Genomic DNA, 26,096 nt, shown 5'->3' with positions numbered 1-26,096 from the left:
GGCTCTGCGGTCGGCCTCGGCCGGTCTCGGCCGCCTTGATCCACTCGGGTTCAAGGAAGTCGGGGTATCTGGGCCGCCTGGACACCCCGACTTCAATGAACCCGAGTGGATCAAGCGCCGGCCCGGCGTCGGGCCGCCCGGACCCGGGTCAGAGTGGATCAGTCGGTAACTGGGTTTTCGCTGTGAGTGTGGAAAACCCGCCGCTACGGACTTGACGGCAGGAACCGGACGGCGCAAGATGCTCCGTGCGGGAGGGCATTTCGCCGAAGACTTTTGAAGTTCTTGCGACCCAACGCCGGAGGCGTTGTGCGAGTGTCCCTCCCGACCACGTTCGATCGGGCCAGCGAGTAATTCGCTGGCCCGATCGCTTTTGTCCGGTGCACCCTCAGCGGCATGAGCATCACCATCGCGTCGTTCGACGGCGCCGACCGGACTTCCGTCGACGAGGCGTACCGGATCGGGGTGGCGGTCAACGACGCGGATCTGCCGGACCTACCGCCCTTCTGCCGGCGCCGGTTCGACGCGCTGTTCCACACGCCGCTGCCCGGCACCCGGACGCTCTGGGCGTTGGCCCGACTGGACGGCGTCCCGGCCGGCTTCCTGCAACTGGACCTGCCGCAGCTCGACAACACCGACAACGCCACCGTCGAGCTGAAGGTGCGTCCGGAGCTGCGGCGCCGGGGCGTCGGTCGGGCACTGCACGAGTACGGCGTACGGCTGCTGCGCGAGCACGGCCGCAAGCGGGTCGTCGGGCTGACCGTCTCCGCGTTGCCCGACGGGCCGGCCCGGAGCGTGGCGGGCGCCGCGTTCGCTGCGTCGACCGGCGCCCAGGCCGCGTTGGTCGAGGTGCGTCGCCGGCTGGAGATCGCCGAGATCGACCGGGTCGGGCTCCGCGCGGCACTCGTCGAGGCCCAGCCGCGAGCCGAGGGATACCGGTCGGTGTGCTGGCAGGGCGCCACCCCGGAGGAGTACCTGACGGACGTCGCCTACCTGGACGGCCGGCTGATGATGGACGCGCCCCTCGGTGACATGCAGTGGGAGCCGGAGCAGGTGGACGCCGAGCGCATCCGCGGCACCGATCGGGCCCTGGAGGCCAAGGGGCGCCGGCGGTACCACCTGGGGATGCGACACGAGGCGTCCGGCCGGCTGGTCGCCTGGACGCTGCTGGAGGTTGGCGCGTCCGCCGACTGGCACGCGTTCCAGCAGATCACCATCGTCGACCCCGCCCACCGTGGGCACCGACTCGGCCTCATCGCGAAGGCGGAGAACCTGCACCACCTGCTCACCCGGGAGCCGGCGGTGCGGAGCATCGACACCGTCAACGCCGCCAGCAACAGCTACATGGTGGCGATCAACGAGCAGCTCGGCTTCCGCCCGGTGGACGCCTGGACCGACTGGCAGCTCACCCTCTGACCCGGGCGGTCAGTCGCCCGTGCGTCCCAGCCGCCCGACCAACTCGCGGATCGCGTCGTGGAAGTCGTCGTCCGGGGTGAACCGGTGGCCCTGCACCGGTGGGGGGACGGTGTCGGTCGGTGGGATGAGCAGTCCCTTCGGGTCCCGTACCCGACGGTCGACCCGGGCGGCCGGGTCGTCGGGTCCGTCGACGAGCGGGACGAAAACCGGGCCGCCGACCGCGTCCGTGTACCGCCACAGGTTGATCCACCGCCAGGCCAACCGGCTGCCGACCTCGCGCAACATCTCGTCGCTGACGTACGCCGGGAAGAACCGCCGGTAGCGGTTTCCGAGCGGGGCGCCGTAGGTCAGCAGGGCCACTCGCCGCCGGCAGTGGTCGGGCAGTTGGAGGATCGTCGCCGCCGCGAGCACGCTGCCGTGACTCTGCCCGGACAGCACCACCGCGTTGCCGTCGGCGGTGAGCTGCCCGATCCGGCGGGTCAACTCGGGGACCGCCCGCTCGACGTAGCACGGCGGGGCGAGCGGGTGCGCGGCACGCGGCCAGAAGGTGGCCAGCTCCCAGAGCACCCCGACCAGCCGGATCGCGCCGGACCGGTAAGCGACCAAGCCCATCACCGCCAGCACCGTGGCGAACAGCCCGATCAGCAGGGCGCCCAGGTCGGTCACGAAGATCACCGGACGGGCCAGCGGCTCGCCGCCCAGTCGCAGAGCGAGCGCACCCGGGCCGGGCGAGCCCGTAGGTCAGGCCCGAGGAGTAGGCGACGCCCAGCCCGATCGCGACGGTGATCAGCACCGGCGCGCCCAACCCGGCCAGCAGGAAGAGGGGACGGGGAAGGGATCGGCGCTGCACCACGACCACCAGGCCGAGCATCGCCAGCAGCGCCACCTGCCCGGCGAACAGCCCGGCGACCAGCATCCCGTACCCCGGCAACATCCCCTCGGCCGCCCACGGCGGCCGTGGCATCAGGGCGTACCCCAGGGTCAGTGCGGTGAGCGCGACGGCGGCCCAGCGGATCGTCCGAGAACGTCGCTGGTGATGTTCTGCGCGCCGCTCGATCGCCGGCCGGCAGAGCAGCACCACCGCGCCGGCGAGCAGCGCCACGTCGGCGGCCAGCAGCAGCCAGCCGGGCACTGTGGCGTCGTGCGGCGCCAGAGCCAGCAGCAGGGTGAGGTCGAGCGTGCCCAGCGCCACCGCGACGTGCACCGAGCGCAGGCGGCGCAGCAGCGAGCGGGTGTCCCAGAAGGCGGGCGCGTCGAGCCGGTCCGCACCCACCCCGGGCGCGTGGTCGTCGTCCTCGGGGAGCTGCCAGGTCCGGGCACCGAGTCGCCAGATCAGGACGATCGCGATGATCGGCGGTACGGCCAGCAGCGCGAGCCGCTGCCCGGGCGGCACGCCGCCCAGCCAGGACAGCTCCCGCCGCCCCTCCAGGCACCTCGGGTAGGCCGCGCACTGCCAGGCGATCAGGTCGAGGGACACCCCGACGGTGGAGAGCACGTACATCGCGGTCATCGTCGCGGCCAGCAGTCGGCACAGCGCCCGCGCGGCACGGCCGCCGCGACCGGTGACCGGCAGCATCCAGACCGCGATGTTGCTGAGCATGAACGGTAGGAGCAGGACCAGGGAGAACGTCCGGGTGGCGGTGCCGCCGGTCAACCGGCTCCAGCGGTACGCCTCAAGCGTCACCCCGTCGCGGTCCGCGGGGGCGCCGTAGCCGGCCCTTGGCCGGTAGAAGCCGGCGTTGTCGTCGCCCGCGACCCGCGCGACGATCGGTCGGTCGAGGATTGCCTCAGGCCCCTTGTCGGCGACACCGTGCAACCGGATCTCGGTGATCCTCACGCGCCGCCCTCCCGTGGCCGGCGTTCCTGGCCGGAGGCCCGCGGTTACCCGCTGCCGCCGCGGGCAACCGCGGTGCCGTCGGTCATTGGCGCTACTGCTCGCGGACGGGACTCAGGCATGATGGCGGGCATGACGGAGACCCCGCATCCCCTGTACGACAGGCACGCCGACACCCTCAACCGTGCGCTGACCGCGATCACGGAGCGGGGCTACTGGTCCGCCTATCCCGAATCCCCCAGCCCCCGGGTGTACGGCGAGACCGCCGCCGCCGACGGCAAGGCCGCCTTCGAGGCGTACCTCGGTGGTGACTTCCCGCTCGACCAGCCGGGCGCCGGCGACCGGGTCGCCACCGAGACGAGCCCCTTCGGGGTGCAGCTCGCGGTGCGTTACCCGCACCCCGGCCCCGGCGAGCTGGTGAGCGCCGCCTCCGCCGCGCTGCCGGCGTGGCGTGACGCCGGCCCGCAGGCCCGGGTGGGTGTCTGCCTGGAGATCCTCGACCGGCTGCACAAGCACATCTTCGAGCTGGCCAACGCGGTGCAGTTCACCAGCGGGCAGGCGTTCGTGATGGCCTTCCAGGCCGGCGGCGCGCACGCACTGGACCGGGCCCTGGAGGCGCTGGCGTACGCGTACGCCGAGATGACCCGGCACCCGGGCACGGCAGGCTGGGAGAAGGCCGCCGGCAAGGGTGACCCGCTGCGGATGACCAAGACGTTCCACGTGGTGCCGCGTGGGGTGGCGCTGGTGATCGGCTGCAACACCTTCCCGACCTGGAACTCGTACCCCGGGCTGTTCGCCTCGCTGGTCACCGGCAACCCGGTGATCGTCAAGCCGCACCCGCGCGCGGTGCTGCCGCTGGCCATCACCGTGAAGTACGCCCGGGAGGTGCTCGCCGAGGCCGGGTTCGACCCGAACCTGATCATGCTGGCGGCCGAGGCGCCCGGTGAGAAGCTCGCCAGCGACCTGGCCCTGCACCGCTCCGTGAAGATCGTCGACTTCACCGGCTCCACCGAGTACGGCGACTGGCTGGAGACGCACGCCCGGCAGGCGTCGGTCTACACCGAGAAGGCCGGTCTGAACACCGTCGTCATCGACTCCACCGACGACTTCGCCGGCATGTGCCGCAACCTCGGTTTCACGCTGACCCTCTACAGCGGTCAGATGTGCACCACCTCGCAGAACATCCTCATCCCGGCCGGCGGCATCGAGACCGACCAGGGGCACAAGAGCTTCGACGAGGTGGCCGGCGGCATCGCCGCGGCGGTCGGCAAGCTCACCGCCGACCCGGCCCGAGGCGTGGAGCTGACCGGCGCCATCGTCAACGACGGGGTGCTGGAACGACTGGCCGAGGTGACCAAGGTCGGCGAGCCGGTGCTGGAGTCGCGGGCCGTGACGCACCCGGCGTACACCGACGCGGTGGTGCGCACCCCGACGATCGTGAAGCTGGCGGCGGACGACGCGGAGACGTACGGCCGGGAGTGGTTCGGGCCGATCTCGTTCGCCATCGCCACCGACTCCACCGCGCACAGCCTGGACCTGCTGCGCCGGACGGTCGGCGAGAAGGGCGCGCTCACCGCCGGGGTCTACTCCACCGACGAGGCGGTGCTGGACGCCACCGAGGCGGTCGCGGTCGAGGTCGGGGTGCACCTGTCCTGCAACCTCACCGGCGGGGTCTTCGTGAACCAGTCGGCGGCGTTCTCCGACTTCCACGGCAGCGGGGCCAACGCGGCGGCGAACTCGGCGTTGACCGACGGGGCTTACGTGGCGAATCGGTTCCGGATCGTGCAGTCTCGGCGTCACGTGTAGGTGGTTGCGGTGGGGGGTTTCCGGGGCAGCCCGACCCGCTCCGGGCGGTCAGGCTTGATCCCTGCGCGGGTCGGGCTGCCCCGGAAACCCTTTCCCGGACACGGTTCGCGGCATCGCTGTCGGCTTTTTCAGGGGCATCAGAGTGGCTCTGCCCTGGGAAGGTTCTCTGTTTAGGCTGGTCTGCGCATCTGTAGCTCGTTCAGGGCGGGGATCGTGGGGTGGGGGACCCGTACGCCGGTGTCCTTGAAGCCCAGCCGCTGGTACGCCCGGTAGGCGCGGTCGTTGCCGACCACGACCTCCAGCATCAGTTCCGGTCGGCCGCAGGCCCGTGACCAGTCGGCCACCCCCTCGACCAGGTCGCCGAGAAGGCCGCTGCCCCGCCAGGTCGGTGTGACGTACACGGCGTAGATCACGGTCAGCCCTGGTTCGTCCGGGGTGACCGTGCCGCCGGCGTGCCCGACCAGTCGGCCACCGGGGTCCGCGACGAACTGCGCGTTGTTCGGGCCGGCGGAGGTGTACGCGACCCGTGCGGCGAACTCGGTGTGCGGTCGGGCGGCCGCATCCGCCAGGGTCTCCAGGAAGGCCAACGGTGCGTCGGCGAGCATCTCCAGGCGCAGCGCCCGCATCCTGGCGGCGTCCTCCGGTCGGCCCCGGCGGATCTGCGCCCGACGAACGGCGGTCGAACCCGTGTCGGTGGTCATCCCGCATGCCTATCACAGCGGGTGTACGCCATTTTCCGGGTCGCCGTACGCCCTCGTCGCCTTCCTTGCTGGCACTCACGTCCATGAATCTGCCGGGTCGCCGAACCCGGCGGGCCGGCGCGCCTGAAGCTGGCGCCGAACCGACCAGAACCCTGCCCGATTTGTGGTCGTGCGCGGCTGTCAGTCCTCGTGTAGCGTGCGATTTCGGTCACCTGCTTCAGTGGCGGTCATCGATTGCCGGGGCGGTGGTCCGAGGGTGCCCGGCCGCTTGGTGCGCCGGGTCAGGCAGCGCCGCGCACAGTGAGGGAAGTGGCACCGTGGCACAGGGCAGCGTGAAGTGGTTCAACGCCGAAAAGGGCTACGGCTTCATCGCCGTCGACGGCGGTCAGGACGTGTTCGTTCACTTCTCCGCGATCGAGATGGACGGCTACAAGGCGTTGGACGACGGCCAGCGCGTCGAGTTCGAGATCACCCAGGGTCAGAAGGGTCCCCAGGCGGAGCACGTACGCGTCATCGCCTGACCGTTTCGCACCGCTCGGCCGCCGCCTTGGGGGCTGGCGGCACGGGCGCGCAGCCGGGAAGATCGTGAACCGTTCCAGCCGATGCTGAGGAGCGTTCATGACCGACCAGCCACCCTCGTCCACCCCACCCTCCGGGCCGGGGGAGCCGGGCCCGTCCGACCCGACGCAGGGCCAGCCTGGCCCGGCTGGTCCGCCGCCCGGCTCCGAGCCGAGCGTCCCGCCGGCTGGTCCGCCGCCTGGTTGGGAGTCCGCGCAGGGTGCCGGGGGCGCGGCTGGTCCGCCGCCCGGTTGGGATCCTGCGCAGGGTGCCTGGGGCCCGGCCGGTCAACCGCCACAGGGGTGGGTGTTCCCGCCCACCGGGGGCTACCCACCCGGAGCGGGGCCCTACGGCCCGCAGCCGTGGCATCCGGGGCCGCCGGTCAACTGGTACCCGCCGGGTTACGGGTACGACCCGAACGACCCCCTGGTCACTCCGCCCGGTGCCGGCCTCGCCGGCTGGTTCAGCCGGTGCGGGGGAGCGCTGCGCCGAGGCTGGCGGCAACTGGTGCCGATCATGCTGCTCACCCAGGTGCTGCCCGCGGCGGTGCTCTCGGTGATCTCTCTCGGGGTGGACCCCTCGGCCAACTGGGCCGCCGAGGCCGAGACCAGCGCGACCACCGCCCTGCCGGACAACTTCGCAGCCGAGCTGGTGGGCCTCCTGGTCGTGCTGATCGGCGGCAGCGTGTTGGTCGGGTTGTTGCAGGCCGTCGGGTGGGCCGCCGGCAGTTGGGTGATCACGCAGCAGGCGAACGGTCAGCCGGGCAACCTGGATACCGCGCTGCGCTACGGGCTCCGTCGGGCCCTCGGGCTGTGGGGGTGGACCCTGCTGGTCAGCCTGCTCATCTTCATCGGTGTCTGCTTCTGCGTCCTGCCGGGCATCTACCTGGCATTCGCGCTGAGCATGGCTGGCCCGGTCTACCTCTTCGAACGGCACAACCCGATCGGCCGGTCGTTCCGGATGTTCCACGACCGGCTCGGCCTGCTGCTCGGTCGGGTGGCCCTGGTGGCCCTCGCGGTGATCGTCGGCACCATGATCCCCGGCGTGCTGGAGAGCGTGGGCATCACCGCCTTCGGTACGGATCCCCTCGCGTCGCCGGGTAGCGCGGTCGGAGCGGTGGTGGTGATCGGGATCACCGCGGTGCTGGCCCTGCCGGCCCACCTCGCCCAGATGATCGGTCTGCTGGTGACGTACGCGGAGCAGCGCGCCCATGAGGCGCCGGTGAACACTCCCGGACTGGCCGCGGAACTCGGCTGAGCGGCCCCATCGTGCTTGCACTCGGCAGGGGAGAGTGCTAAACAAGTCATTGGCACTCGCATACCGTGAGTGCCAACGGTCGGGACGGTGGGGCCAGGTTGTGCCGGTGTGGAGACACCGGGGCAGCACATGGCCGGTCGTCGCGGGCTATCCGGCCCGGCCGAAGGACGTCGTCGTCGCCAGGTGGCGACGTCCCTAGGTGCGCACACCAGGCGGCCCATCCGGGGCACACATCTCGGGTGGCCCGTGAGTGTCCAGGAGGACAACGCCGTATGGCCAAGATGATCGCGTTCGACGAAGAGGCGCGCCGCGGCCTCGAGCGGGGCATGAACCAGCTCGCCGACGCCGTAAAGGTGACCCTCGGCCCCAAGGGCCGCAACGTCGTGCTCGAGAAGAAGTGGGGTGCCCCCACCATCACCAACGATGGTGTGAGCATCGCCAAGGAGATCGAGCTCGAGGACCCGTACGAGAAGATCGGCGCTGAGCTGGTCAAGGAGGTCGCCAAGAAGACCGACGACGTTGCCGGTGACGGCACGACGACGGCGACCGTCCTGGCCCAGGCCCTGGTTCGCGAGGGCCTGCGCAACGTGGCCGCTGGCGCCAACCCGATGGCCCTGAAGCGGGGCATCGAGGCCGCGGTCGCGAGCGTCTCGGAGGAGCTGTCCAAGCTCGCCAAGGACGTCGAGACCAAGGAGCAGATCGCCTCCACCGCCTCCATCTCCGCTGGCGACAGCACCGTCGGCGAGATCATCGCCGAGGCGATGGACAAGGTCGGCAAGGAAGGCGTCATCACCGTCGAGGAGAGCAACACCTTCGGGCTGGAGCTGGAGCTCACCGAGGGTATGCGCTTCGACAAGGGCTACATCTCGGCCTACTTCATGACCGACCCGGAGCGTATGGAGGCCGTCTTCGACGACCCGTACATCCTGATCGCCAACAGCAAGATCTCGTCGGTGAAGGACCTGCTCCCGATCCTGGAGAAGGTCATGCAGTCGGGCAAGCCGCTGCTGATCATCGCCGAGGACCTGGAGGGCGAGGCCCTCGCCACCCTGGTGGTCAACAAGGTCCGTGGGACCTTCAAGTCGGTCGCCGTCAAGGCGCCGGGCTTCGGTGACCGCCGCAAGGCCATGCTGACCGATATCGCCATCCTCGCCGGTGGCCAGGTCATCAGCGAGGAGGTCGGCCTCAAGCTCGACGCCGCCAGCCTCGACATGCTGGGCCGCGCCCGCAAGGTCGTGGTGACCAAGGACGAGACCACCATCGTCGACGGTGCCGGTGACGCCGAGCAGATCCAGGGCCGGGTCAACCAGATCCGGGCCGAGATCGACAAGAGCGACTCCGACTACGACCGTGAGAAGCTGCAGGAGCGGCTGGCTAAGCTGGCCGGCGGCGTTGCGGTCATCAAGGTCGGCGCGGCCACCGAGGTCGAGCTCAAGGAGCGCAAGCACCGCATCGAGGACGCCGTTCGCAACGCGAAGGCGGCCGTCGAGGAGGGCATCGTCCCGGGTGGTGGCGTCGCGCTGGTTCAGGCCGGCAAGACCGCCTTCGACAAGCTCGACCTGGTCGGCGACGAGGCGACCGGTGCGAACATCGTCAAGGTCGCGCTGGACGCCCCGCTGCGGCAGATCGCCGTCAACGCCGGCCTCGAGGGCGGCGTCGTGGTGGAGAAGGTCCGTAACCTCGAAGCGGGTCACGGCCTCAACGCCGCCAACGGCGAGTACGTCGACCTGCTGGCCGCGGGCATCATCGACCCGGCCAAGGTGACGCGCTCGGCGCTGCAGAACGCCGCGTCCATCGCGGCGCTGTTCCTCACCACCGAGGCCGTTGTCGCGGACAAGCCGGAGAAGTCCCCGGCTGCCCCGGCTGGCCCGGGTGGCGGGGACATGGACTTCTGAGTCCAGTTCCGACACAGAACGGGGCGGGCCGCTGACGCGGTCCGCCCCGTTCGTCGTCAGGTCGGCAGTGGGCGCTGGTTGCGCCGCTTCTGTGCCCGGTCGTACGGCGGAAGCAGTTTGATCGGCTCGTCCACCATCTCCCGTGGCTCCTCGACGACCGCCGACTCACCGTCGGTGGTCATCTCGGCCAGTTGCTCGGCGTCGCCGTAGTCGAGCCGGTCGAACGGCAGTTGGCCGGGGAGTTCGCCCACCGGTTTCCAGGTGATCGGCGGGCCGTCCTCGGTCTGGTCGTCATCCGTGGTCATGGCTGCCTCCTCTACCGAAACGGTAGGGGGCGTCGAGGACCGACGCGGGCGAATGGATCAATATCCCCTTTGCCCCGGTCAGTCCGTTGACAGGCTTCGTCGGTACAGGAAGAAGACCCGCTCGATCCGGGCACCCGCGCTGCCCGAGTAGAACGGCACCGGCCCCACCCAGCCGATCTCCGCCCGGGTCAGCCCCGCCGCCTGCTGGTCCCGCAGGCAGCGCCGCAGCAGCACGCCACCGATGCCCGACCCCTCGGCTGCCGGCGCGGTGCCCATCGGCCCGAACCAGCTCGGCCGCGACGACCCGTACGCGGCGAAGCCGAGCACCTCGCCGTCCCGCTCCGCCAGGTGGCAGCCGGCGCCGTCACGACCCACCGACCCGGCCAGCTCGCCGTCCCAGGTGCCGCCGAAGGTGGAGCGCGCGAACGCGGTCAGCGCCGGCAGGTCCGCCAGCTCCGCCCGGCGTACGGTCACGCCCTGGTCGGCCAGTCGACGCTCGGCCGCCTCGGTGGACCGCAGTGCCGGCGACCCGTCGTACGACAGGTCCGCGGTCATGTTCCAGGCGGTCCGGTCCTGCTGGTAGCCCAGCGCGAGGGCGGTGCAGACCGCCGGGGTGTAGCGGACGTCGATGCCCGGCCACGCGTAGTACGGCGGGTTCCCGGCCAGCAGCACCTCGGTCACTCCGCGCTCGGCCAGCACCTGCTCGGCCCGCCGCAACAGCGCCCGGCCGACGCCCCGACGCCGCTGATCCGGGAGGACCGCGACCAGGTCGACGTGCCCGAGGCCCGGCTCGGTCGAGGACACCGAGCAGAGCAGCACCCCGACCAGGTCCGCACCCCGGTACGCGCCCAGCCCGACCACCGGCCGGTCGGCGGCGACGGCCCGGGGCCAGAGCACGTCCACGATGGCGGCGGCCTCGCTGGCGTCCTCGGGCAGGTCGAGAGCCTGTTCGCAGAGCCGCACCACGGTGTCGGCCAGGTCGGGAGTCAGCTCGGTGACGGTGATGTCGGCGTCCATGGTCGCCGACCCTAGATCACCGTGTGGCGACCCGCGCTCCCGCCCGTCGTATCAGATAGGAAACCTGCCTATTGCCGGGCGGCGCGGACGGCGGCGAAAGCGTCGACCTGGCCGGCACCGGTGACGTTCGACGGGGCGCCGCAGGTGTCGGACGGGTCGTCGGAACGGTAGGTGGGCGTCGCCGCCGTGGCGGTGTCCCGCAGGATCTGCCGGGTCCGGGTCACGTCGCCGACCAGCGCCGGGTTCGCCGACCACATCAGCGCGACCACCCCGGCCACCTGTGGCGTCGCCATCGAGGTGCCGTCCAACGCGGCGTACGTGCCGCCCGGCATGGCCGACACCACACCCACACCCGGCGCCAACACGTCCGGCTTACCCGTGCCGCCCGACACCGGCCCGCGCGAGGAGAACTCGGCGACCCGGCGCTGCTCGTCCACCGCCCCCACGGTCAGCACGTCCGCGTACGGCGCCGGCGGGTCGTCGATCGACGCGCACCACGGCCCGGTGTTACCGGCGGCGGCGACCACGAAGATCCCGGCGGCGTCCAGCGCGGCGGTGGCCGGCCGCAGCACGCGCTGGTCGCAACCCTCGATGGGCGGGCAGCCCCACGAGTTGGTCAGCACCTGCGGGGCGCGCTCCGGACGGCCGTCGGTGAACGGGTCGCCGCCGGTCGGGAAGGGCGCCAGCATGAACTGGAGGCAGTCCAGGTAGTGCGCGGGGCTGCCGAGGTTGCGGTCCAGGTTGACGCAGCCCACCCACTGCGCGTCCGGTGCCACCCCGATGCCGTCGCGCCCCACCGCGCTGCCCACCGTGTGGGTGCCGTGCCCGCCCTGATCGGTGGGGCTGCGGGTGTCGTCCCACGGGTCGTACCAGGAGTCGTCTCCGCCCCGGAACCCGGCGCGCAGCGCGGGATGGGAACCGTCCACCCCCGAATCCGAGCTGCCCACCACGATGCCGCTGCCGGTCACCCCGAGCTGGGACCACACCCGGTCCGCGCCGATCTGGCGGATGTTCCACTCCGGGCCGGTGGGCGTGGGGGCGGTGCCCCGGGTCTGCCCCGCCGGGGCCGGCAGTGGCCGCAGACGTTGGCTGACCAGCACCCGGGCCACCTCCGGCTGCCGGGCGAGCCAGGCCCGCACCGCCGGGCCGCCGTCGACCTCGACCGCGTTCACCAGGTAGTACGACACCGGGTCGAGCCGGAGTCGCTTCAACCCCCGCAGCAGGTCGGCCTGGCTCTGCTCGGCGGTCGTCACCAGCCGCCGGTAGACCTCCGCCGCGCGGGCGTCCCGCCCGGCTCGACCCGCCACGCCGGCCGGCAGACCACTCAGGTCGGCCTGCGCCCGCAGCACCACGAACAGCCGCTCGCCGTACAGGCCCGGTTGGCCCGGACCCAGGTCGACCACGCCGAACGCCACCAACAGCACCACGGCCGCCACCGCGGCGGACCGGCGACTCGGGGTACGTGCCGACGGACGGGCGAGCAGCACCCCGTACCCGAAGGCGACCAGGACCGCGACGGCGAGCCCGGCGCCGGCGGCGGCCGCCACCCAGAACGGGACGTCCCGGGTGGCGACCAGCAGCAGGGTGATCTCTTCCGGGTCGGTGAAGGCCAGCGGGCCGAGTGCGGCCAGGCCGACGAGCCAGGCGGTCGCCGTCCGGCCGGCGCGTGCGGCGTCGGCCGGGTCGGTGGTGGGTCGCCAGGCCGCCGCCCACAGCGCGGCCAGCGCGAAACCCACCGGAGGCAGGGTCAGCAGCGCGGGCAACTGCGCGCCGGACTGGCCGGCGCCGGCCGCGAGCAGCAGCAGCGCCACCCCGGCGACCAGGCCTCCGAGCAGGACCAGCCGGGCCGGCCGGGGCGGTCGGCCAACCGCGAACCGGGACCAAAAGGTGGCGTCCAACAGCGTCGCGGCCAGCACCCCCAACGCGGCTGCCGCCACCAGCGCGAGCACGGTCTCCAGGAGCCCGCCGAGCGCACCCAGCCAGGCCCACGGCAGCAGCAGCGCCAACCCGGCGGCGACCGCAAGCAGCGGCACCGGCCCGGGCCGACGTGATCCACGCTGGCGTCCGACCGGGTTCGGGCTCCCGGCGGTATCGACGCTCGACCCCGGGCTTGCGACGTCCTCGGCTCGGGCGGCGTCGTCGTCGTTCAGCGCCGCACCACCGGTGCCGACACCGGGCGACGGCGCGGTCGCGTCGCGTTGCTCCGTGCGCTCGCTGGCCCAGGGTGCGGCGGCGGCGGGCGCGGTGGCGTCGCCGGCCGACGGCGCGGTGGCGTCGCGTTGCTCCGTGCGCTCGCTGGCCCACGGTGTGGCGGCGGGTGCGGTGCCGACATCCGGGCCGGACGATCGTCGCGCCGACCAGCGCGCGGCGAGCGCGCTGAGCAACGCGACGGCGGCCAGCCCGGCGAGGTACGCCTCGTGGTGCACCGGCGGCACGACCCGCAGCAGCGTGAGCACGCCGAGGGCGAGTGCCCCGACGAGCCAGGCCCGCCCGGTGGCCCGGACGGCAGCCGACCGGGGCAGCACGGCCAGCAGCAGGGTGGGCGTACCCACCAGCACGACGGTGGTCAGGCCGAGCACCGGCCAGAGCCAGCCGACGCGGTCCCGCCCGAAGCCCAGCAGCACCTGATCGGTGACCCAGCCGCCGGTCTGGGTGGCCGCGGTGACCGCGACCGTCCAGCAGCCGACCAGCACGGCCGCGACCACCGGCCAGGGGGAGCTGCGGTCACTGAAACCGGGTTGCGCAGGTTGACCGTGCATCCGAGAACCTTACGACCACGCCGAGCGGTTTCCACCCGACCGTCGTGTTGCGGGTCTACCGGAGAACCGTGCCGATCGTGGACACCTTCCGTCAGCCGCTGACGGAAACTGTCCAAGATCTCCGATCGGTCGGCGTGGAGCCAGGATGAACCGGCCGTTGACCACGGGCGCGACCCGACCGGGGGCGCGGCAGCGGGACGTGTCGTGCACGCGACGCAGCAGTGCCGGGGCGGGCGGCGAATGTCGGCACGTTGGCCCGGCGGTTACCGTGGACGGGTGCGTGACCCCAACATCTCCCGATCCGTCGCCGGCCAGCTCTCGCCGGTTCGCCGTGCGTCCGACCTGCGTCGACTGCGCGCCGAGCGCTTCGACGTCCTGGTCATCGGGGGCGGGGTGACCGGTGCCGGTGCCGCTCTGGACGCGGCGTCCCGAGGCCTGAAGGTGGCCCTCGTCGAGGCGCGCGACCTCGCGGCGGGCACCTCCAGCCGGTCGAGCAAACTCATCCACGGTGGCCTGCGTTACCTGGAGCAGTTGGAGTTCCACCTGGTGCACGAGGCGCTCACCGAGCGCGGCCTGCTCGCCACCCGGCTCGCGCCGCACCTGGTGCGTCCGGTGCCGATCCTGGTGCCCCTGCCCGCCGGGCGGGGGCTGCGGGACCTGCCGGCCCGCATCTTCCGTCGCTCCTACTACGGCGCGGGTGTGGCCGCCTACGACGCCTTCGCCGGGATCTTCGGCGGTGGCCGGGGCATGCCACTGCACCGGCACCTGACCCGGGAGGGGGCCCGGCGGGTCTTCCCGAGTCTGCGGCCCGACACGTTGGCCGGGGCGATCCGCTACTACGACGGGCAGGTCGACGACGCCCGCCTGGTGGTGACCCTCGCCCGTACCGCCGCCAGCCTCGGTGCCACGGTCGTGAGCAGCGCCCGCGCCGTGGGGCTGATCCGGCAGGCGCGTGAGGTGACCGGTGTCCGCGTCCGTGACCTGGAGGCGCCAGCGGGTTCACCGGACGCGGAGTTCGAGGTGCACGCCCGTACCGTCATCGCCGCCACCGGTGTCTGGAGCGACGACATGTCGCGGATGCTCAACGACGTCGGCCTGCGGCCCGGCGTCCGGGTGCGCGCCTCCAAGGGGGTGCACCTGGTGGTGCCCCGCTCGGCGATCACCGGCGAGGCGGGGCTCATCCTGCGGACGGCGAGTTCGGTGCTCTTCGTCATCCCGTGGGGCGGGCACTGGATCATCGGCACGACGGACACCGACTGGCGGCTGGACCGGTCCCACCCGGCCGCCTCGGCTCGCGACATCGACTACCTGTTGCAGCAGGTCAACACCGTGCTGGACCGGCCGTTGACCACCGCCGACATCGAGGGGGTGTACGCGGGGCTGCGGCCGTTGCTGGCCGGCGAGGCCGACTCGACCTCGAAACTGTCCCGCGAGCACGCCGTCTTCGAGCCCATGCTCGGGCTGCTGCTGGTCGCCGGCGGCAAGTACACGACGTACCGGGTGATGGCCTCCGACGTGGTCGACCGGGCGGCCCGCCGGCTCGGCGGAGCACGCCCGTCGCGTACCGCCGACCTGCCGCTTCTGGGTGCGGACGGTTACCCGGCGATGTGGCGGGACCGGGCCGACCTGGCCCGCCGGCACGGCGTGCCGGTGGGCGTGGTGGAGCACCTGCTGGAGCGGTACGGCACCCTCACCCTGGACCTGCTGGCGCTGGTCGACGCCGATCCGTTGCTGGCGTCTCCGCTGGCGGGTGCTCCGGAGTATCTGGCGGCCGAGGTCGCGTACGCGGCGCGGGCCGAGGGTGCGCTGCACCTGGAGGACGTGCTGACCCGGCGGACCCGGATCTCGTTCGAGACCAGCCACCGGGGGTTGGAGTCGGCCGAGCACACGGCCGAGCTGATGGGCGCGGTGCTCGGCTGGGACGAGGCCACCCGGGTCCGCGAGGTGGAGCACTACCGCGCCCGGGTGGAGGCGGAGCGGCAGTCCCAGTTGATGCCGGACGACGCCGCGGCGGATGCCGCCCGGCTCGGCGCTCCGGACGTGCGGGGTTATGCGGCCGACCGGGGCGGCGACGACGATCAGGCGAAGGTCCGTCCGTCCGCTCGATGACGAATTGCGACGTTACCGATGGGTAACCATCGATACCGGCCCGGATGGTGGTTTCGGACGCTACCTACGGTGGGGTAGGTTTCCGCGCGTGCTACGCCGCGCGCACCCTCGTCTGCTCTCACCCCTTCTCGCCGTCGCGCTCGTCGGTGCCCTGACCGGGTGCTCGCTGTTCGACGGGGACAAGCCGGGCACGCCGCAGGCACAACCGTCCGCCCCGGCGGCGGGGGGCGGATCGCAGCGGGAGATCCCCACCACCGTCGCCGCCGGTCAGGTCAGCCTGCTCCAGCGGCTCGGCGCCGACGGGCCGCTGCGCACCCTGAGCGTCGAGCGCGACGGCGCGTGGCAGTGCCTGGACTGCGCCGGCGACGGGGTCACCTCCCGGGGCACCCTCGCACCCGAGCTGACCGAACGGCTCCAGGTGCTGCTGGCCAACCCGGGGTTGGCCGCCGAGACCGACCAGGCCCGGAAGTACCGCAGCACCTGCATCGACGCGCTGACGTCCAGCCTGCTCACCTCGTCCGGGCTCATCACCTCCCAGGACTGCCCCGGTGAGGAGCGCACGCCGGTCGCCGGGGAGATCCTGCTGCTGCTCACCCAGGCGACGCCCGCCGAGGTCAAGGGCTGACCCTGCACCCCGGCCGAGGCCAAGGGCTGACGCCGAGCCAGGTCAGAGCACCTTGCCCGGGTTGAGCAGGCCAGCCGGGTCGAGCGCCGACTTGATCGCCTGGTGCACCCGGACGCCGACCGGCCCGATCTCGCGGGCCAACCAGTCGCGCTTGAGCAGCCCCACCCCGTGCTCCCCGGTGCACGTGCCGCCGAGGTCCAGGCCGAGCCGCATGATCTCGTCGAACGCCCGCCGGCCCCGCTCCACGCTCGCCGGGTCGGCCCGGTCGACCACGATGTTCGGGTGCATGTTGCCGTCCCCGGCGTGCCCCACCACACCGATCGGCACCTCGCACTCCGCCGCGATCCGGGCCACCCCGTCCAGCAGCGCGGCAAGCGAACCGCGCGGCACCGCCACGTCGTCGATCACCAGACCGCCGTTGCCTCCCGGGTAGGCGTCGGCGGCGAACTTCTCCATGGCCGGGTGGGCCAGTCGGCGGGCCTGGAGCAGCGCCGCCGCCTCCACCGCGTCGGTGGCCGCGTAGACCTCGTCGGCGCCGGCCGCCTCACACACCTCGGCCAGGTCGGCCAGGTCGTCGGCGGCCCGGCTGCCGGTGTCCGCGGCGGCCAGCAACAGGGCCTGCGCGTCGGTCCTCAACCCCATTGGCTGGTACGCCTCGATCGCCCGCAGGTGGGTCTGGTCGAGCAGTTCCAACAGGCTGGGCGTGAGCCCCCGGGCCGCGATCTCGGCCACCGCGGCGCCGGCCGCCGCCGTGGACGGAAAGACCGCCACCAGGGTCAGCGACCCGGCCGGCGCGGGCCGCAACGCCACGGTCACCTCGGTGATCACCCCGAGGGTGCCCTCCGAGCCGACGAACAGCCGGGTCAGGTCGTACCCGGCCACCCCCTTGGCCGTACGCCGGCCGGTGCGCAGCACCTCACCGGAGGCGAGCACCACCTCCAGGCCGAGGACGTACTCGGTGGTCACGCCGTACTTCACGCAGCACATGCCACCGGCGTTGGTGGCCACGTTGCCGCCGATCGTGGACGACTCCCAGGAGCCGGGATCCGGCGGATACCAGAGGCCCTGCTTCGCCACCGCCCCGGCCAGCGCCGCGTTGACCACCCCGGGTTGGACCACCGCGATCCGGCTGACCGGGTCGATCTCCCGGATCTCGTCCATCGCCACGGTGCTGAGCACCACCGCGCCGTCCACCGCGTTCGCCGCGCCGGCCAGCCCGGTCCGCGCGCCCTGCGGCACCACGGGTACGCCGTGCCGCGCCGCTGCCCGCACCACGGCGACCACCTGTTCGGTGCTGCGCGGGCGGGTCACCACGAGCGGCATGCCCGCGGCGCACAGGTCGGCCTCGTCCCGCTGGTGCATCCGCAGCAGGTCCGGGTCGGTGAGCACGGCGTCGCCACCGAGCGCGTCGCGCAGGTCGTCGAGAAGAGTGGTGGGGGCCATGCAGCCGAGGCTAGGTCGCCAGCGGGCGATCATCAACATGATCAACTGTGCGGGATAGCTTGTGCACCATGCTCTACCTGGACCGGCCTGCCTGGCCGTGGCGCGGTCGGCTCTGGTCGCACCTGATCAGCGACGTCTCGTACGCCGAGCTGCACGCCTTCGCCGAGACACTCGGCGCGCCCCGGCGCGGCTTCGACCGGGACCACTACGACATCCCGGCCGACCGGTTCGCGGCGGCGGTGTGGCTCGGTGCCCAGGTGGTGCCGAGCCGGGAGCTGGTCCGGTTGCTCCGCTCCTCGGGCCTGCGTCGCCCGAAGCACCTGGTCAACCCGCGCCCGCCGACCCCTCGTTGAGAGCGGCCAGCTCGCGGCGCACGTTGTCCCGGGCCGGCTCCTCCCAGCGGGCCGCCAGCGGCGGCAGCCGGAACAGCGCGGGCAGCGCCAGCAGGCCGTTCAACACCGAAGCCCGCCCGGCCCGGAAGGCCGGCTCCGGCACGTGCGCGTACTCCCGTCGGATGGCCGCCGCGTACCGGTCGAAGTCGGCGGGCGGCGCGGCCAGCACGGCGAGGTCCGCGTCGCAGAGCAGGGCGCCGTCCGGGTCGCCCGGCGTCACCGCGTGCCCGGCCGTGAGCAGCACCAGCCGGCGCACCTCGGCCACCGCCGGCGCCGGAAGCCCGAGCCCGGTGAGCACGCTCTCGGCCAGCGCTGCGCTGTCGCGTTCGTTGGCGTCGCCGGCGGCCCGCGGGTCGTAGACGGTGTCGTGGAACCAGGCCGCCAACCGGACCACGTCGGGCCTGACGGCCAGGTCGGCGTGCTCGTCCACCACGTCGAGCACCGCCGTCAGGTGGGCCACCGTGTGATAGTGCCGGTGCGGCTCCCGCCACCGCGCGAGCACCTGCTCCCCGGCCCTGGTCGACGTCGGGGCCGAACCCGCACCGGCACCCCGGGCCGCGATGAGCCAGCGATCCAACAGATCAACCACCGCCCGAGTCTGCCGCATCCGCCCACGACGCGCGAGAAGGGAGGATTCAGCGGGCCCACCACGGGTAGTCGCGCCCATGGCCGTGGCCCGGGACAAGCGACCTCCGATGGTGCGGCGTGCCCCGCTGCGCGATGGGCTGGTGGACGTCGACGGTGCCCGGATCGCCGAGGCCACCGAGGAGCTGCGCCATCGCGGCCGGGCCACCCTGCACGACCGGCTGCACCGGGTGCGGATGGCCGGCGGGCTCGCCGTGCAGGCCGGGTTGGCGGCCGGGTTGGCGTACTTCGTCTCGCACCGGCTGCTCGGCAACCCGCAACCGGTGTTCGCGCCGATCTCCGCGGTCGGCACCCTGGCCGCGTCGGTCGGCCAACGGTTCCGCCGGACCGTGGAGCTGATCGTCGGGGTGGGGGTCGGGGTGGCCGTCGGCGACCTGCTGATCTACCTGCTCGGCACCGGGGCCTGGCAGCTCGGCCTGGTGGTGACGGTGGCGATCCTGCTCACGATCTTCGCCGGGGCGAGCGTCGCCATCGTCATCCAGGCGGCGGCCACGGCGGTGCTGATCGTCACGCTGAGCCCGTCGACCCAGAACCTGGAGATCCCCCGCTTCGTCGACGCGTTCCTGGGCGGCGGGGTCGCGCTCCTGGTCACTGCGGTGCTGCTGCCACTGAACCCGCTCCGGGTGATCAACCGGGCTGCCCGGCCGGCGCTGGACCTGCTCGCCGCCCAACTCGACGCCACCGCCGACGGGCTGCGCGGCCGGAACCGCGCCGGCATCCAGCGGGCACTGGACCGACTGCGCAACAACAAGGACGAGCTGGCCACCCTGGCCGAGGCGATCGAGGGCGCGAAGGAGACAGCCACCCTCTCCCCGGCCCGTTGGCACCGCCGCAGCGAGCTGATCCACTACGCGGAGGCGGCCGACCCGATCGACCGGGCAATGCGCAACAGCGGCACGCTGATCCGCAGGTCCGTCACGCTGATCGAGGACGAGGAGCCGGTCCCCGATCCGATGCCGGACGCGATCGGCCACCTCGCCGAGTCGGTCCGGCTGCTCAAACACGAGTTCGCCGCCGGTGAGGAACCGGAGAAGGCCCGCGAACGGTCGCTGCGGGCCGTCAGCGAGGCCGGTCGGGCGTACGGCGCCGGGGTCGGCTTCTCGGGCAGTGTGGTGGTCGCCCAGATCCGAACCACCGCCAGCGACCTGCTGGTGGCCTCCGGCATCGAACAGGAGGAGGCGAACCGGTGGATCCGCACCGCCTTCGGTGAGCAGGAGCGCCCGGTCGGAGAGCCCGCCGAGCCGGGCGAGGCGCCGAAACCACCCACCGCCCCGCCGGTCGGCTGAGCGAGGGCGGCCTCAGCCCAGCTCGGCGAGCGCGGCGAGCAGCCGGTCCACCTGGGCCGCCGTGCTGCCCAGGCCGATGCTGGCGCGCAGCGCGGTGGGCGGCAGGTCCCGTCGACCGGTACGCCCCGCCGCCTCGGCGAGCAGCCGCCGGGCCAGCGGGTGAGCGCAGAACAACCCGTCCCGTACGCCGATGCGGTGCTCGGCCGCCAGCCGCGCGGCCACGTCGCTGGACTCCCAGCCGACGACCACGAACGAGACGATCCCGACGCGGGGCGCGTCCGGGCCGAAGGTGCGCAGCTCCACGACGTGCGGCAGGGCGGCGATGCCGATCCGCAGCCGGGCCAGCAGCGCCTGCTCGTCGGCGGCCAGTGCGGCCCGGTCGGCGTCGTCGAGAGCCGCACACACGGCTGCCAGCGCCACCGCGCCGAGCAGGTTCGGGGTGCCGCCCTCGTGTCGGGCCGGCCCGGTCACCCAGGTCACGTCGTGGGTCGCCGGCCCGACGTGGCCGGTGGCACCGCCTCCGGCCAGGTACGGCGGGGCGTCGTCCAGCCAGTCCGCCCGGCCGACCAGCACACCCGCACCGAACGGCGCGTACAGCTTGTGACCGGACACGGCCAGGTAGTCGACGTCGAGCGCGAGCAGGTCGACCGGGGCGTGCGGGGCGAGTTGCGCGGCGTCCAGCACGATCCGGGCGCCGTGCCGGTGTGCCACCCGGGCCAGTTCGGCGACCGGCCACCGCTCACCGGTCACGTTGCTGGCGCCGGTCACCGCGACCAGCACCGGCAGCGCCGGGTTGCTGCCCCGGCGCAGCTCGGTGAGGGCGGCGGCGAGGTCGCGTACCGCCGAGTCGGGGTCGCTGGGCACCGGCAGCCGCACCGAGCCGCGCGGCCAGGGCAGAAGATTGGCGTGGTGTTCGCCGGCGAAGGTGACCACCGTCGTGCCCGCCGGCAGGGCCCGCGCCAGCAGGTTGAGCGCGTCGGTCGTGTTGCGGGTGAAGATCACGTGGTCGTCGGCGCGGCCGCCGAAGAAGTCACCCACCGTCTGCCGAGCCTGTTCGTAGGCGAGGGTGCAGCGCCGGGACAACGCTCCCGCCCCACGGTGCACGCTCGCGTACCAGGGCAGCAGCTCGGCCACCGCGTCGGCGGCGGCCCGCGCGCACGGCGCGCTGGCCGCGTAGTCCAGGTTGATCTCACCCGGTACGCCGAGGACGTCCAGCGGCCGCGACGAGGCCGGCCGGGGCGCGGCGTCGACGCGGTGGGGCAGCGAGGGGACAAGGGTGACGGACACGCCGGAACCTCCGGGGTCAGGGACCCCGGGTGCGGCATCGGGACGGGGTCCGCGCTTGCCCAGCACACCGATCGGGCTGGGCCCGGTCATCACCCGGGGCACCCCACCGCGAACTCGACGAGGGTTGCCGGCCAGCAAGCCGGGGCTTGACGCTGGCGCTCGTGACCTGCCGGCAGCATAGCGGCCACCGAGGCGACCGGACCAGCCGGCGACGGATCGCTACGCTGACCGCATGGCCGACACCCCGCCCGGTTCACCCCTGCCGTCGTCGCCCGCGCCAGCGACCCCGCCCGTCGGCGAGGCACCCCGGATGCCGCTGCGCCGCCTGGGCTGGCGACGGGTCCTGGCGCTGGCCGGGGTGGTGCTGCTCATCGCCGCCTGCGCGGTGTTCATGGTCTTGAGGCTCGGCCAGTCGCTCGGTGTGCAGGCCCTGTTGATCGGGGTGGCCGCCGCCGTCCTGCCGGTGCCGGTGCTCGTCGCCTGCTTCCTCTGGCTGGACCGGTACGAACCGGAGCCGTTGAAATATCTGATCTTCTGCTTCGCCTGGGGAGCGTTCGTCTCCACCGCCGCCTCGCTCACCGTGAACGAATTCGCCGCCAACCGGTTCGCCGACTGGGGGCTGCCGGACGCGCTCACCGGAGTGCTGGTGGCGCCGTTCATCGAGGAGTTGACCAAGGCGCTCGGCCCGATCCTGCTGCTGGTGTTCCGCCGCCGGGAGTGGTCCGGGATCACCGACGGCCTGGTCTACTGCGGGCTGTCCGCGGTCGGCTTCGCCATGGTGGAGAACATCCTCTACCTGGGCGGGTTGGGCTACGCGTCCGGCGCCGACCGTTACGGCCCGGCAACCGGCATCCAGCAGGTCATCGCGATCTTCATCCTGCGGATCCTGCTGTTCGGGTTCGCCCACCCGCTCTTCACCTCGATGACCGGTGTGGGGCTGGGCATCGCGGCGCGGACGGCCGACCGGCGGGTGCGGGTGCTCGCCCCGATCGGCGGCCTGCTGCTGGCGATGATGTTGCACGGCACGTGGAACCTGCTGCCCACGCTGACCCAGGCCACCGGCGAAGCGTTGATCATGCTGTACGGCTTCCTGGGCCTGATGGTGCCGGTCTTCTTCGGCATGGTGGGGCTGGCGGTGTGGCTACGCGCCTGGGAGGGGCGGCTCACCGAGCGGACCCTGCCGGACTACGTACGCGCCGGCTGGCTGAGCCCGCCGGAGGTGGCCGCGCTGAGCAGCCTCGGCCGACGGCACGCGGCCCGCAGGTGGGCCCGGAGGGTCGCCGGCGACGCCGGGGTGCGGGCCATGCGCGGCTACCAGTCCGCCGCCACCCGCCTGGCCCTGCTGCGCGACGGCACGCTGCGTGGTCTGGACCGCAAGCCCGCCGACCAGGAGCGAAGCGCCCGTGAGGAGCGGGAGTTGCTGGACGCCATCAGCGCGTACCGGTCGTTCTTCGTCGGTCGGGACCCGCAGGCCCCGGCCGGGGTCTGGGACGGCAGCCGCTACCACCTGCGCTTCCCGGACGGCACCCAGCGCCCGGTGGACGCGCCGGACGAGCCGGTGGTGCCAATTCCGGTGGTGCTGGCCCCCGCCGCGCCTCCGGTGGGATACGCCCCGCCCGGTTGGCCCGCCCTGCGACCCCCCGCACCCTGGCCGCCGCATCACCCCTGACGGCCGACGGCCCCCGGCCGGCGCTCCAGATCATGCCGGCGGCTCAGGTCATCAGGGTGGTGAGGAAGTCGCCGAAGCCCTGGAACATCGCGATCAGGGCCGCCCCGATCGCCTTGAACATCTGTGCGGCGCCGTCCGGCCGGAAGGCCACGAAGTAGATCAGGAACGCGACGCTGCCCCAGGTCAACAACTTCTTAACGAATACCGGCATCGTCCCTCCCCAGGGCCACGGTCGCCGGATGGCTTCCCGTCGTGCGGCCGGGCAAACGGCGCGCGTCGGGGCGTGGTGGCCCGGGGGAGGTGCGTCAGAGGTAGAGGCCGGTGGGGTCGTTCTCGATCCGCTCGGCGGCCACGGCGTGCACGTCCCGCTCGCGCAGCAGCACGTACCCGCGGCCGTGCAGCTCGACCTCCGAGCGGTCGTCCGGGTCGAAGAGCACCCGGTCGCCGGTGACGATGGCGCGGACGTTCGGGCCCACCCCCACGGCGGTGGCCCAGGCGAGGCGCTTGCCGACCTGGGCGGTCGCGGGGATGACGATGCCAGCGGTGGAGCGACGTTCGCCCTCGCTGCCCTCCATCCGCACCAGCACACGGTCGTGCAGCAGGCGGATCGGCAGGCCGGCGTCGAGATCGTTGTCGACGGTCACGCCGCAGACGCTACCGTGTGACCGGCGGTGGGCCGCCGGTGGTTACGCCGGTGGTGATGGGGGCACTGTGTGGCGGAACTGCCCTACGGTGTCGGGAACGGACGTATGCTGTCCGACCTGTCGCCGTGGGCGGGCCGGTTTCTCTGCCAGGAGGTGCGCTTGAGCCGCTTCGAGCGGGTACGCGGGCGGCTCCGCCGCGCCTACCAGTCACGACAGGAGTCGGCGCGCGCTGACGAGGGCATTTCGAACGACGAGTTGAGCGACGTGTCGGACGCCGCCCGGGTGGCGTCGCCGGCCGTGCCGGGGCCGACCGCGCCGTCGCACGCCTCGGTCTTCGGCGCGGAACCTCCGGTGGACCTGCACAGCTCGACCTCCAGCCGGGACGACGCTGACGTCCCGCACGGGCTGCGGATCGCCGCCGCGTGGTGCTGGCGCCTGATCGTGATCGGTGTGGTGGCCTGGGCCCTGCTCCGGATCGTCGGCACGGTCAAGATCGTGATCATCCCGCTGGCCATCGCTCTGCTGCTCTCCGCGCTCCTCGCGCCGGCGGTGGGCTGGCTGCTGCGGGCCCGACTGCCCCGGTCGCTGGCGACGGCGGTGGTGCTGGTCGGCGGCCTCGCCGCGGTGATCGGCACGCTGACGCTGGTGGTCAACGAGTTCATCCGCGGTGTGCCGGAGCTGAGCGAGAAGTCCTCGGAGGGCGTCCGACAGATCCAGAACTGGCTGAAGACAGGCCCGCTGCACCTCTCCGACACCCAGCTCGACCGCTACATCGACGAGGCCCAGGCCTGGATCAACAACAACACCTCCAGGTTCACCAGCGGCGCGCTGAGCACGGCCGCGACCCTGGCGGAGGTGCTGACCGGCACGCTGCTGGTGCTCTTCGCGACGTTCTTCTTCCTGCGCGACGGCAACCGGATCTGGCGTTTCCTGGTCCGGCTGCTGCCGGTGGCCGCCCGGTGGAAGGTCGACGACGCGGGTCGCGCCTCCTGGCAGACGCTCGTCGCCTACGTCCGGGCAACCGTCCTGGTGGCCTTCATCGACGCCGTTGGTATCGGCATCTTCCTGGTCATCTTCGACGTGCCGTTCGCCTTCCCGCTGGCCGCGCTGGTCTTCCTCGGCGCGTTCATCCCGATCGTCGGTGCCGCGCTCTCCGGTGGTGTGGCGGTGTTGGTGGCGCTGGTCGACAGTGGCCCGGTCACCGCGTTGATCATCCTGGGTGCGGTGATCGGTGTGCAGCAGATCGAGGGGCACGTGCTCCAGCCGCTGATCATGGGCCGGGCGGTCGCCCTCCACCCGCTCGCCGTGATCATCGGTATCGCCGCCGGTGTCGTCCTCGCGGGCATCACCGGCGCCCTGGTCTCCGTGCCGCTCATCGCGGTGCTGAACACCGCGGTCCGCCGGCTCGCCGCCCGAAGGGTCCCGGACACCCCACCCGACGCCGTGGTCGTCGCCTCCCAGGCCCCCTGACCCCTGGGGGCGCGGCCCCCGGGCCTCACTGCCCGTGCCGCTTGCTTCAAGATCACGCACGATCGTGGAAACAGTGGCCTCCCCACTCCGGGAGGCCACTGTTTCCTTGTTGTAGCGCGATCTTGGTGGGGCGGGCGCGGGCAGCGCGCGGCGCGCGGTGGCGTGGCGCGCGGTGGTGCGGCGGTGCGTGGCGTGGGCGGCGCGTGGCGCGCGGGTGGCGGCGGGTCAGGACTTGGCGAGGCGTTCCAGGGCACCGCGGGCCACCTCGGGGCGGGTCGTGTACCAGAAAGGCGGCAGCGAGCGACGCAGGAACGGCCCGTAGCCGCGGGCCGTCTCCAGCCGGGAGTCGAGCACCGCGACGACGCCCCGGTCACCGGTCGCCCGGATCAGCCGGCCCACCCCCTGTGCCAGCCGGACCGCCGCGATCGGCACGCTGACGGCGGAGAAGCCGGAGCCACCGCCGGCGTCGACAGCCGCGGCGCGGGCGGCGGCCAGCGGCTCGTCCGGACGGGGGAAGGGCAGCCGGTCGATGACGACGAGCTGGCACGCGTCACCGGGCACGTCCACCCCCTGCCACAGCGACATCACCCCGAACAGGCAGCTCGCACGCTCCTCCCGGAACCGGCGGACGAGCAGCGGCAGCGCCTCCTCGCCCTGGAGCAGCACGGGCAGGTCGGTCCGCGCGCGCAGCAGCTCCGCGGCCTGCTGCGCGGCCCGTCGCGAGGAGAAGAGCCCGAGAGTACGACCACCGAGTGCCTCGACCAGCCCGAGCAGCTCCTCTCCGGCGGCGTCGGGCAGCCCGGAGACGCTGGGGCGGGGCAGGTGCGCGGCGACGTACAGGATGCCCTGCCGGGCGTAGTCGAACGGCGACCCGACGTCGAGGGACCGCCAACCGGGGCCCTCGGTCGCCGGGACGACGGCGTTCGGGGCGGCGTCGCCGGCGAGGCGACGGCCCGGCGCCTCGGCGGCCGGGCGGCCCGG

The 26,096-nt window shown here is 72.9% G+C and carries 23 protein-coding genes and 1 riboswitch; of the genes, 12 read left to right on the top strand and 11 right to left on the bottom strand.

Features of this window, described 5'->3' with window-relative positions:
• The first annotated feature begins 393 nt into the window (after positions 1-393).
• Positions 394-1,413 (top strand): GNAT family N-acetyltransferase, encoded by a 1,020-nt coding sequence (locus LADH09A_RS25985; protein WP_238648169.1) that lies wholly within the window; start codon positions 394-396, stop codon positions 1,411-1,413.
• A gap of 9 nt (positions 1,414-1,422) precedes the next feature.
• Here the strand turns inward: LADH09A_RS25985 and LADH09A_RS25980 are convergent, their stop codons facing one another.
• On the bottom strand, positions 1,423-2,079 hold the full coding sequence (locus LADH09A_RS25980) for a hypothetical protein (RefSeq protein ID WP_238648168.1): 657 nt from the start codon (positions 2,077-2,079) through the stop codon (positions 1,423-1,425).
• 818 nt (positions 2,080-2,897) lie between these two features.
• Here LADH09A_RS25980 and LADH09A_RS25975 point away from each other — a divergent pair.
• Together LADH09A_RS25975 and paaN are read left to right on the top strand one after the other, a co-directional pair.
• Positions 2,898-3,125 (top strand): hypothetical protein, encoded by a 228-nt coding sequence (locus LADH09A_RS25975; protein WP_238648167.1) that lies wholly within the window; start codon positions 2,898-2,900, stop codon positions 3,123-3,125.
• Between the two features lie 254 nt (positions 3,126-3,379).
• Positions 3,380-5,053, top strand: a complete 1,674-nt coding sequence (gene paaN / locus LADH09A_RS25970; protein WP_238648166.1) for a phenylacetic acid degradation protein PaaN — start codon at positions 3,380-3,382, stop codon at positions 5,051-5,053.
• A 170-nt stretch (positions 5,054-5,223) separates the two neighbouring features.
• On the opposite strand, the gene LADH09A_RS25965 is transcribed toward paaN, so the two are convergent.
• A complete protein-coding gene (locus LADH09A_RS25965; protein WP_238648165.1) occupies positions 5,224-5,754 on the bottom strand; it encodes a GNAT family N-acetyltransferase in 531 nt (176 codons plus the stop codon).
• Between the two features lie 317 nt (positions 5,755-6,071).
• On the opposite strand from LADH09A_RS25965, the gene LADH09A_RS25960 reads away from it, so the two are divergent.
• From LADH09A_RS25960 to groL, 3 genes are all read left to right on the top strand, one after another.
• Positions 6,072-6,275, top strand: a complete 204-nt coding sequence (locus LADH09A_RS25960; protein WP_238648164.1) for a cold-shock protein — start codon at positions 6,072-6,074, stop codon at positions 6,273-6,275.
• A 97-nt stretch (positions 6,276-6,372) separates the two neighbouring features.
• Positions 6,373-7,569: a DUF3824 domain-containing protein gene (locus LADH09A_RS25955; protein ID WP_238648163.1), complete on the top strand. Its 1,197-nt coding sequence runs from the start codon at positions 6,373-6,375 to the stop codon at positions 7,567-7,569.
• A gap of 272 nt (positions 7,570-7,841) precedes the next feature.
• The gene (gene groL, locus LADH09A_RS25950) at positions 7,842-9,464 is read left to right on the top strand and encodes a chaperonin GroEL (protein ID WP_238648162.1); all 1,623 of its coding nucleotides are present in this window, start codon (positions 7,842-7,844) and stop codon (positions 9,462-9,464) included.
• Positions 9,465-9,520: 56 nt separating this feature from the next.
• Here groL and LADH09A_RS25945 read toward each other — a convergent pair whose 3' ends face one another.
• The 3 genes from LADH09A_RS25945 to LADH09A_RS25935 all read right to left on the bottom strand — a co-directional run bounded on the left by LADH09A_RS25945 (position 9,521) and on the right by LADH09A_RS25935 (position 13,545).
• Complete coding sequence (locus tag LADH09A_RS25945; protein ID WP_238648161.1) at positions 9,521-9,769, bottom strand: hypothetical protein; 249 nt, start codon at positions 9,767-9,769, stop codon at positions 9,521-9,523.
• Between the two features lie 78 nt (positions 9,770-9,847).
• Positions 9,848-10,786, bottom strand: coding sequence for a GNAT family N-acetyltransferase (locus LADH09A_RS25940; RefSeq protein ID WP_238648159.1), 939 nt, complete (start codon positions 10,784-10,786; stop codon positions 9,848-9,850).
• Positions 10,787-10,854: 68 nt separating this feature from the next.
• The gene (locus tag LADH09A_RS25935; protein WP_238648157.1) at positions 10,855-13,545 is read right to left on the bottom strand and encodes a S8 family serine peptidase; all 2,691 of its coding nucleotides are present in this window, start codon (positions 13,543-13,545) and stop codon (positions 10,855-10,857) included.
• Between the two features lie 291 nt (positions 13,546-13,836).
• Here LADH09A_RS25935 and LADH09A_RS25930 point away from each other — a divergent pair, with 291 nt between their 5' ends.
• Together LADH09A_RS25930 and LADH09A_RS25925 are read left to right on the top strand one after the other, a co-directional pair.
• Complete coding sequence (locus LADH09A_RS25930; RefSeq protein WP_238648316.1) at positions 13,837-15,654, top strand: glycerol-3-phosphate dehydrogenase/oxidase; 1,818 nt, start codon at positions 13,837-13,839, stop codon at positions 15,652-15,654.
• 88 nt (positions 15,655-15,742) lie between these two features.
• Positions 15,743-16,279, top strand: coding sequence for a hypothetical protein (locus LADH09A_RS25925; RefSeq protein WP_238648155.1), 537 nt, complete (start codon positions 15,743-15,745; stop codon positions 16,277-16,279).
• A 42-nt stretch (positions 16,280-16,321) separates the two neighbouring features.
• Here the strand turns inward: LADH09A_RS25925 and LADH09A_RS25920 are convergent, their stop codons facing one another.
• Entirely contained in the window at positions 16,322-17,722 is a 1,401-nt protein-coding gene (locus LADH09A_RS25920; protein ID WP_238648153.1) for an FAD-binding oxidoreductase, read from the bottom strand.
• Positions 17,723-17,790: 68 nt separating this feature from the next.
• On the opposite strand from LADH09A_RS25920, the gene LADH09A_RS25915 reads away from it, so the two are divergent.
• A complete protein-coding gene (locus LADH09A_RS25915) occupies positions 17,791-18,075 on the top strand; it encodes a DUF4031 domain-containing protein (protein WP_238648152.1) in 285 nt (94 codons plus the stop codon).
• Here the strand turns inward: LADH09A_RS25915 and LADH09A_RS25910 are convergent.
• Positions 18,047-18,703, bottom strand: a complete 657-nt coding sequence (locus tag LADH09A_RS25910) for an HD domain-containing protein (RefSeq protein ID WP_238648151.1) — start codon at positions 18,701-18,703, stop codon at positions 18,047-18,049. The two genes, LADH09A_RS25915 and LADH09A_RS25910, sit on opposite strands and share 29 nt — an antisense overlap.
• Positions 18,704-18,809: 106 nt before the next feature.
• Between LADH09A_RS25910 and LADH09A_RS25905 the strand changes: the two genes are divergently transcribed.
• The gene (locus LADH09A_RS25905) at positions 18,810-20,045 is read left to right on the top strand and encodes an FUSC family protein (protein WP_238648150.1); all 1,236 of its coding nucleotides are present in this window, start codon (positions 18,810-18,812) and stop codon (positions 20,043-20,045) included.
• A gap of 12 nt (positions 20,046-20,057) precedes the next feature.
• Here the strand turns inward: LADH09A_RS25905 and LADH09A_RS25900 are convergent, their stop codons facing one another.
• Positions 20,058-21,308, bottom strand: coding sequence for an aminotransferase class V-fold PLP-dependent enzyme (locus LADH09A_RS25900; protein WP_238648315.1), 1,251 nt, complete (start codon positions 21,306-21,308; stop codon positions 20,058-20,060).
• Positions 21,309-21,378: 70 nt separating this feature from the next.
• A riboswitch (SAM riboswitch) is annotated at positions 21,379-21,499 on the bottom strand.
• 65 nt (positions 21,500-21,564) lie between these two features.
• Here LADH09A_RS25900 and LADH09A_RS25895 point away from each other — a divergent pair.
• Positions 21,565-23,001, top strand: coding sequence for a PrsW family intramembrane metalloprotease (locus tag LADH09A_RS25895; RefSeq protein WP_238648149.1), 1,437 nt, complete (start codon positions 21,565-21,567; stop codon positions 22,999-23,001).
• Between the two features lie 43 nt (positions 23,002-23,044).
• Here the strand turns inward: LADH09A_RS25895 and LADH09A_RS25890 are convergent, their stop codons facing one another.
• Together LADH09A_RS25890 and LADH09A_RS25885 are read right to left on the bottom strand one after the other, a co-directional pair.
• Complete coding sequence (locus LADH09A_RS25890; protein ID WP_172862117.1) at positions 23,045-23,212, bottom strand: hypothetical protein; 168 nt, start codon at positions 23,210-23,212, stop codon at positions 23,045-23,047.
• 94 nt (positions 23,213-23,306) lie between these two features.
• On the bottom strand, positions 23,307-23,645 hold the full coding sequence (locus LADH09A_RS25885) for a GroES family chaperonin (RefSeq protein WP_238648148.1): 339 nt from the start codon (positions 23,643-23,645) through the stop codon (positions 23,307-23,309).
• Positions 23,646-23,750: 105 nt separating this feature from the next.
• On the opposite strand from LADH09A_RS25885, the gene LADH09A_RS25880 reads away from it, so the two are divergent.
• Positions 23,751-25,115 carry an AI-2E family transporter gene (locus tag LADH09A_RS25880; RefSeq protein WP_238648147.1) on the top strand — a complete coding sequence of 455 codons (1,365 nt, stop codon included), beginning with the start codon at positions 23,751-23,753 and terminating at the stop codon, positions 25,113-25,115.
• Positions 25,116-25,340: 225 nt separating this feature from the next.
• On the opposite strand, the gene LADH09A_RS25875 is transcribed toward LADH09A_RS25880, so the two are convergent.
• A partial coding sequence (locus LADH09A_RS25875; protein WP_238648145.1) for an ATP-dependent DNA helicase occupies positions 25,341-26,096 on the bottom strand: 756 nt, incomplete at its 5' end.

Origin of the sequence: Micromonospora cabrerizensis (assembly GCF_022230955.1) — a bacterium.
GTDB lineage: Bacteria > Actinomycetota > Actinomycetes > Mycobacteriales > Micromonosporaceae > Micromonospora > Micromonospora cabrerizensis.
The sequence above is the reverse complement of the archived record's forward strand: the minus strand, read 5'-3'. Positions and strand labels throughout refer to the sequence as shown.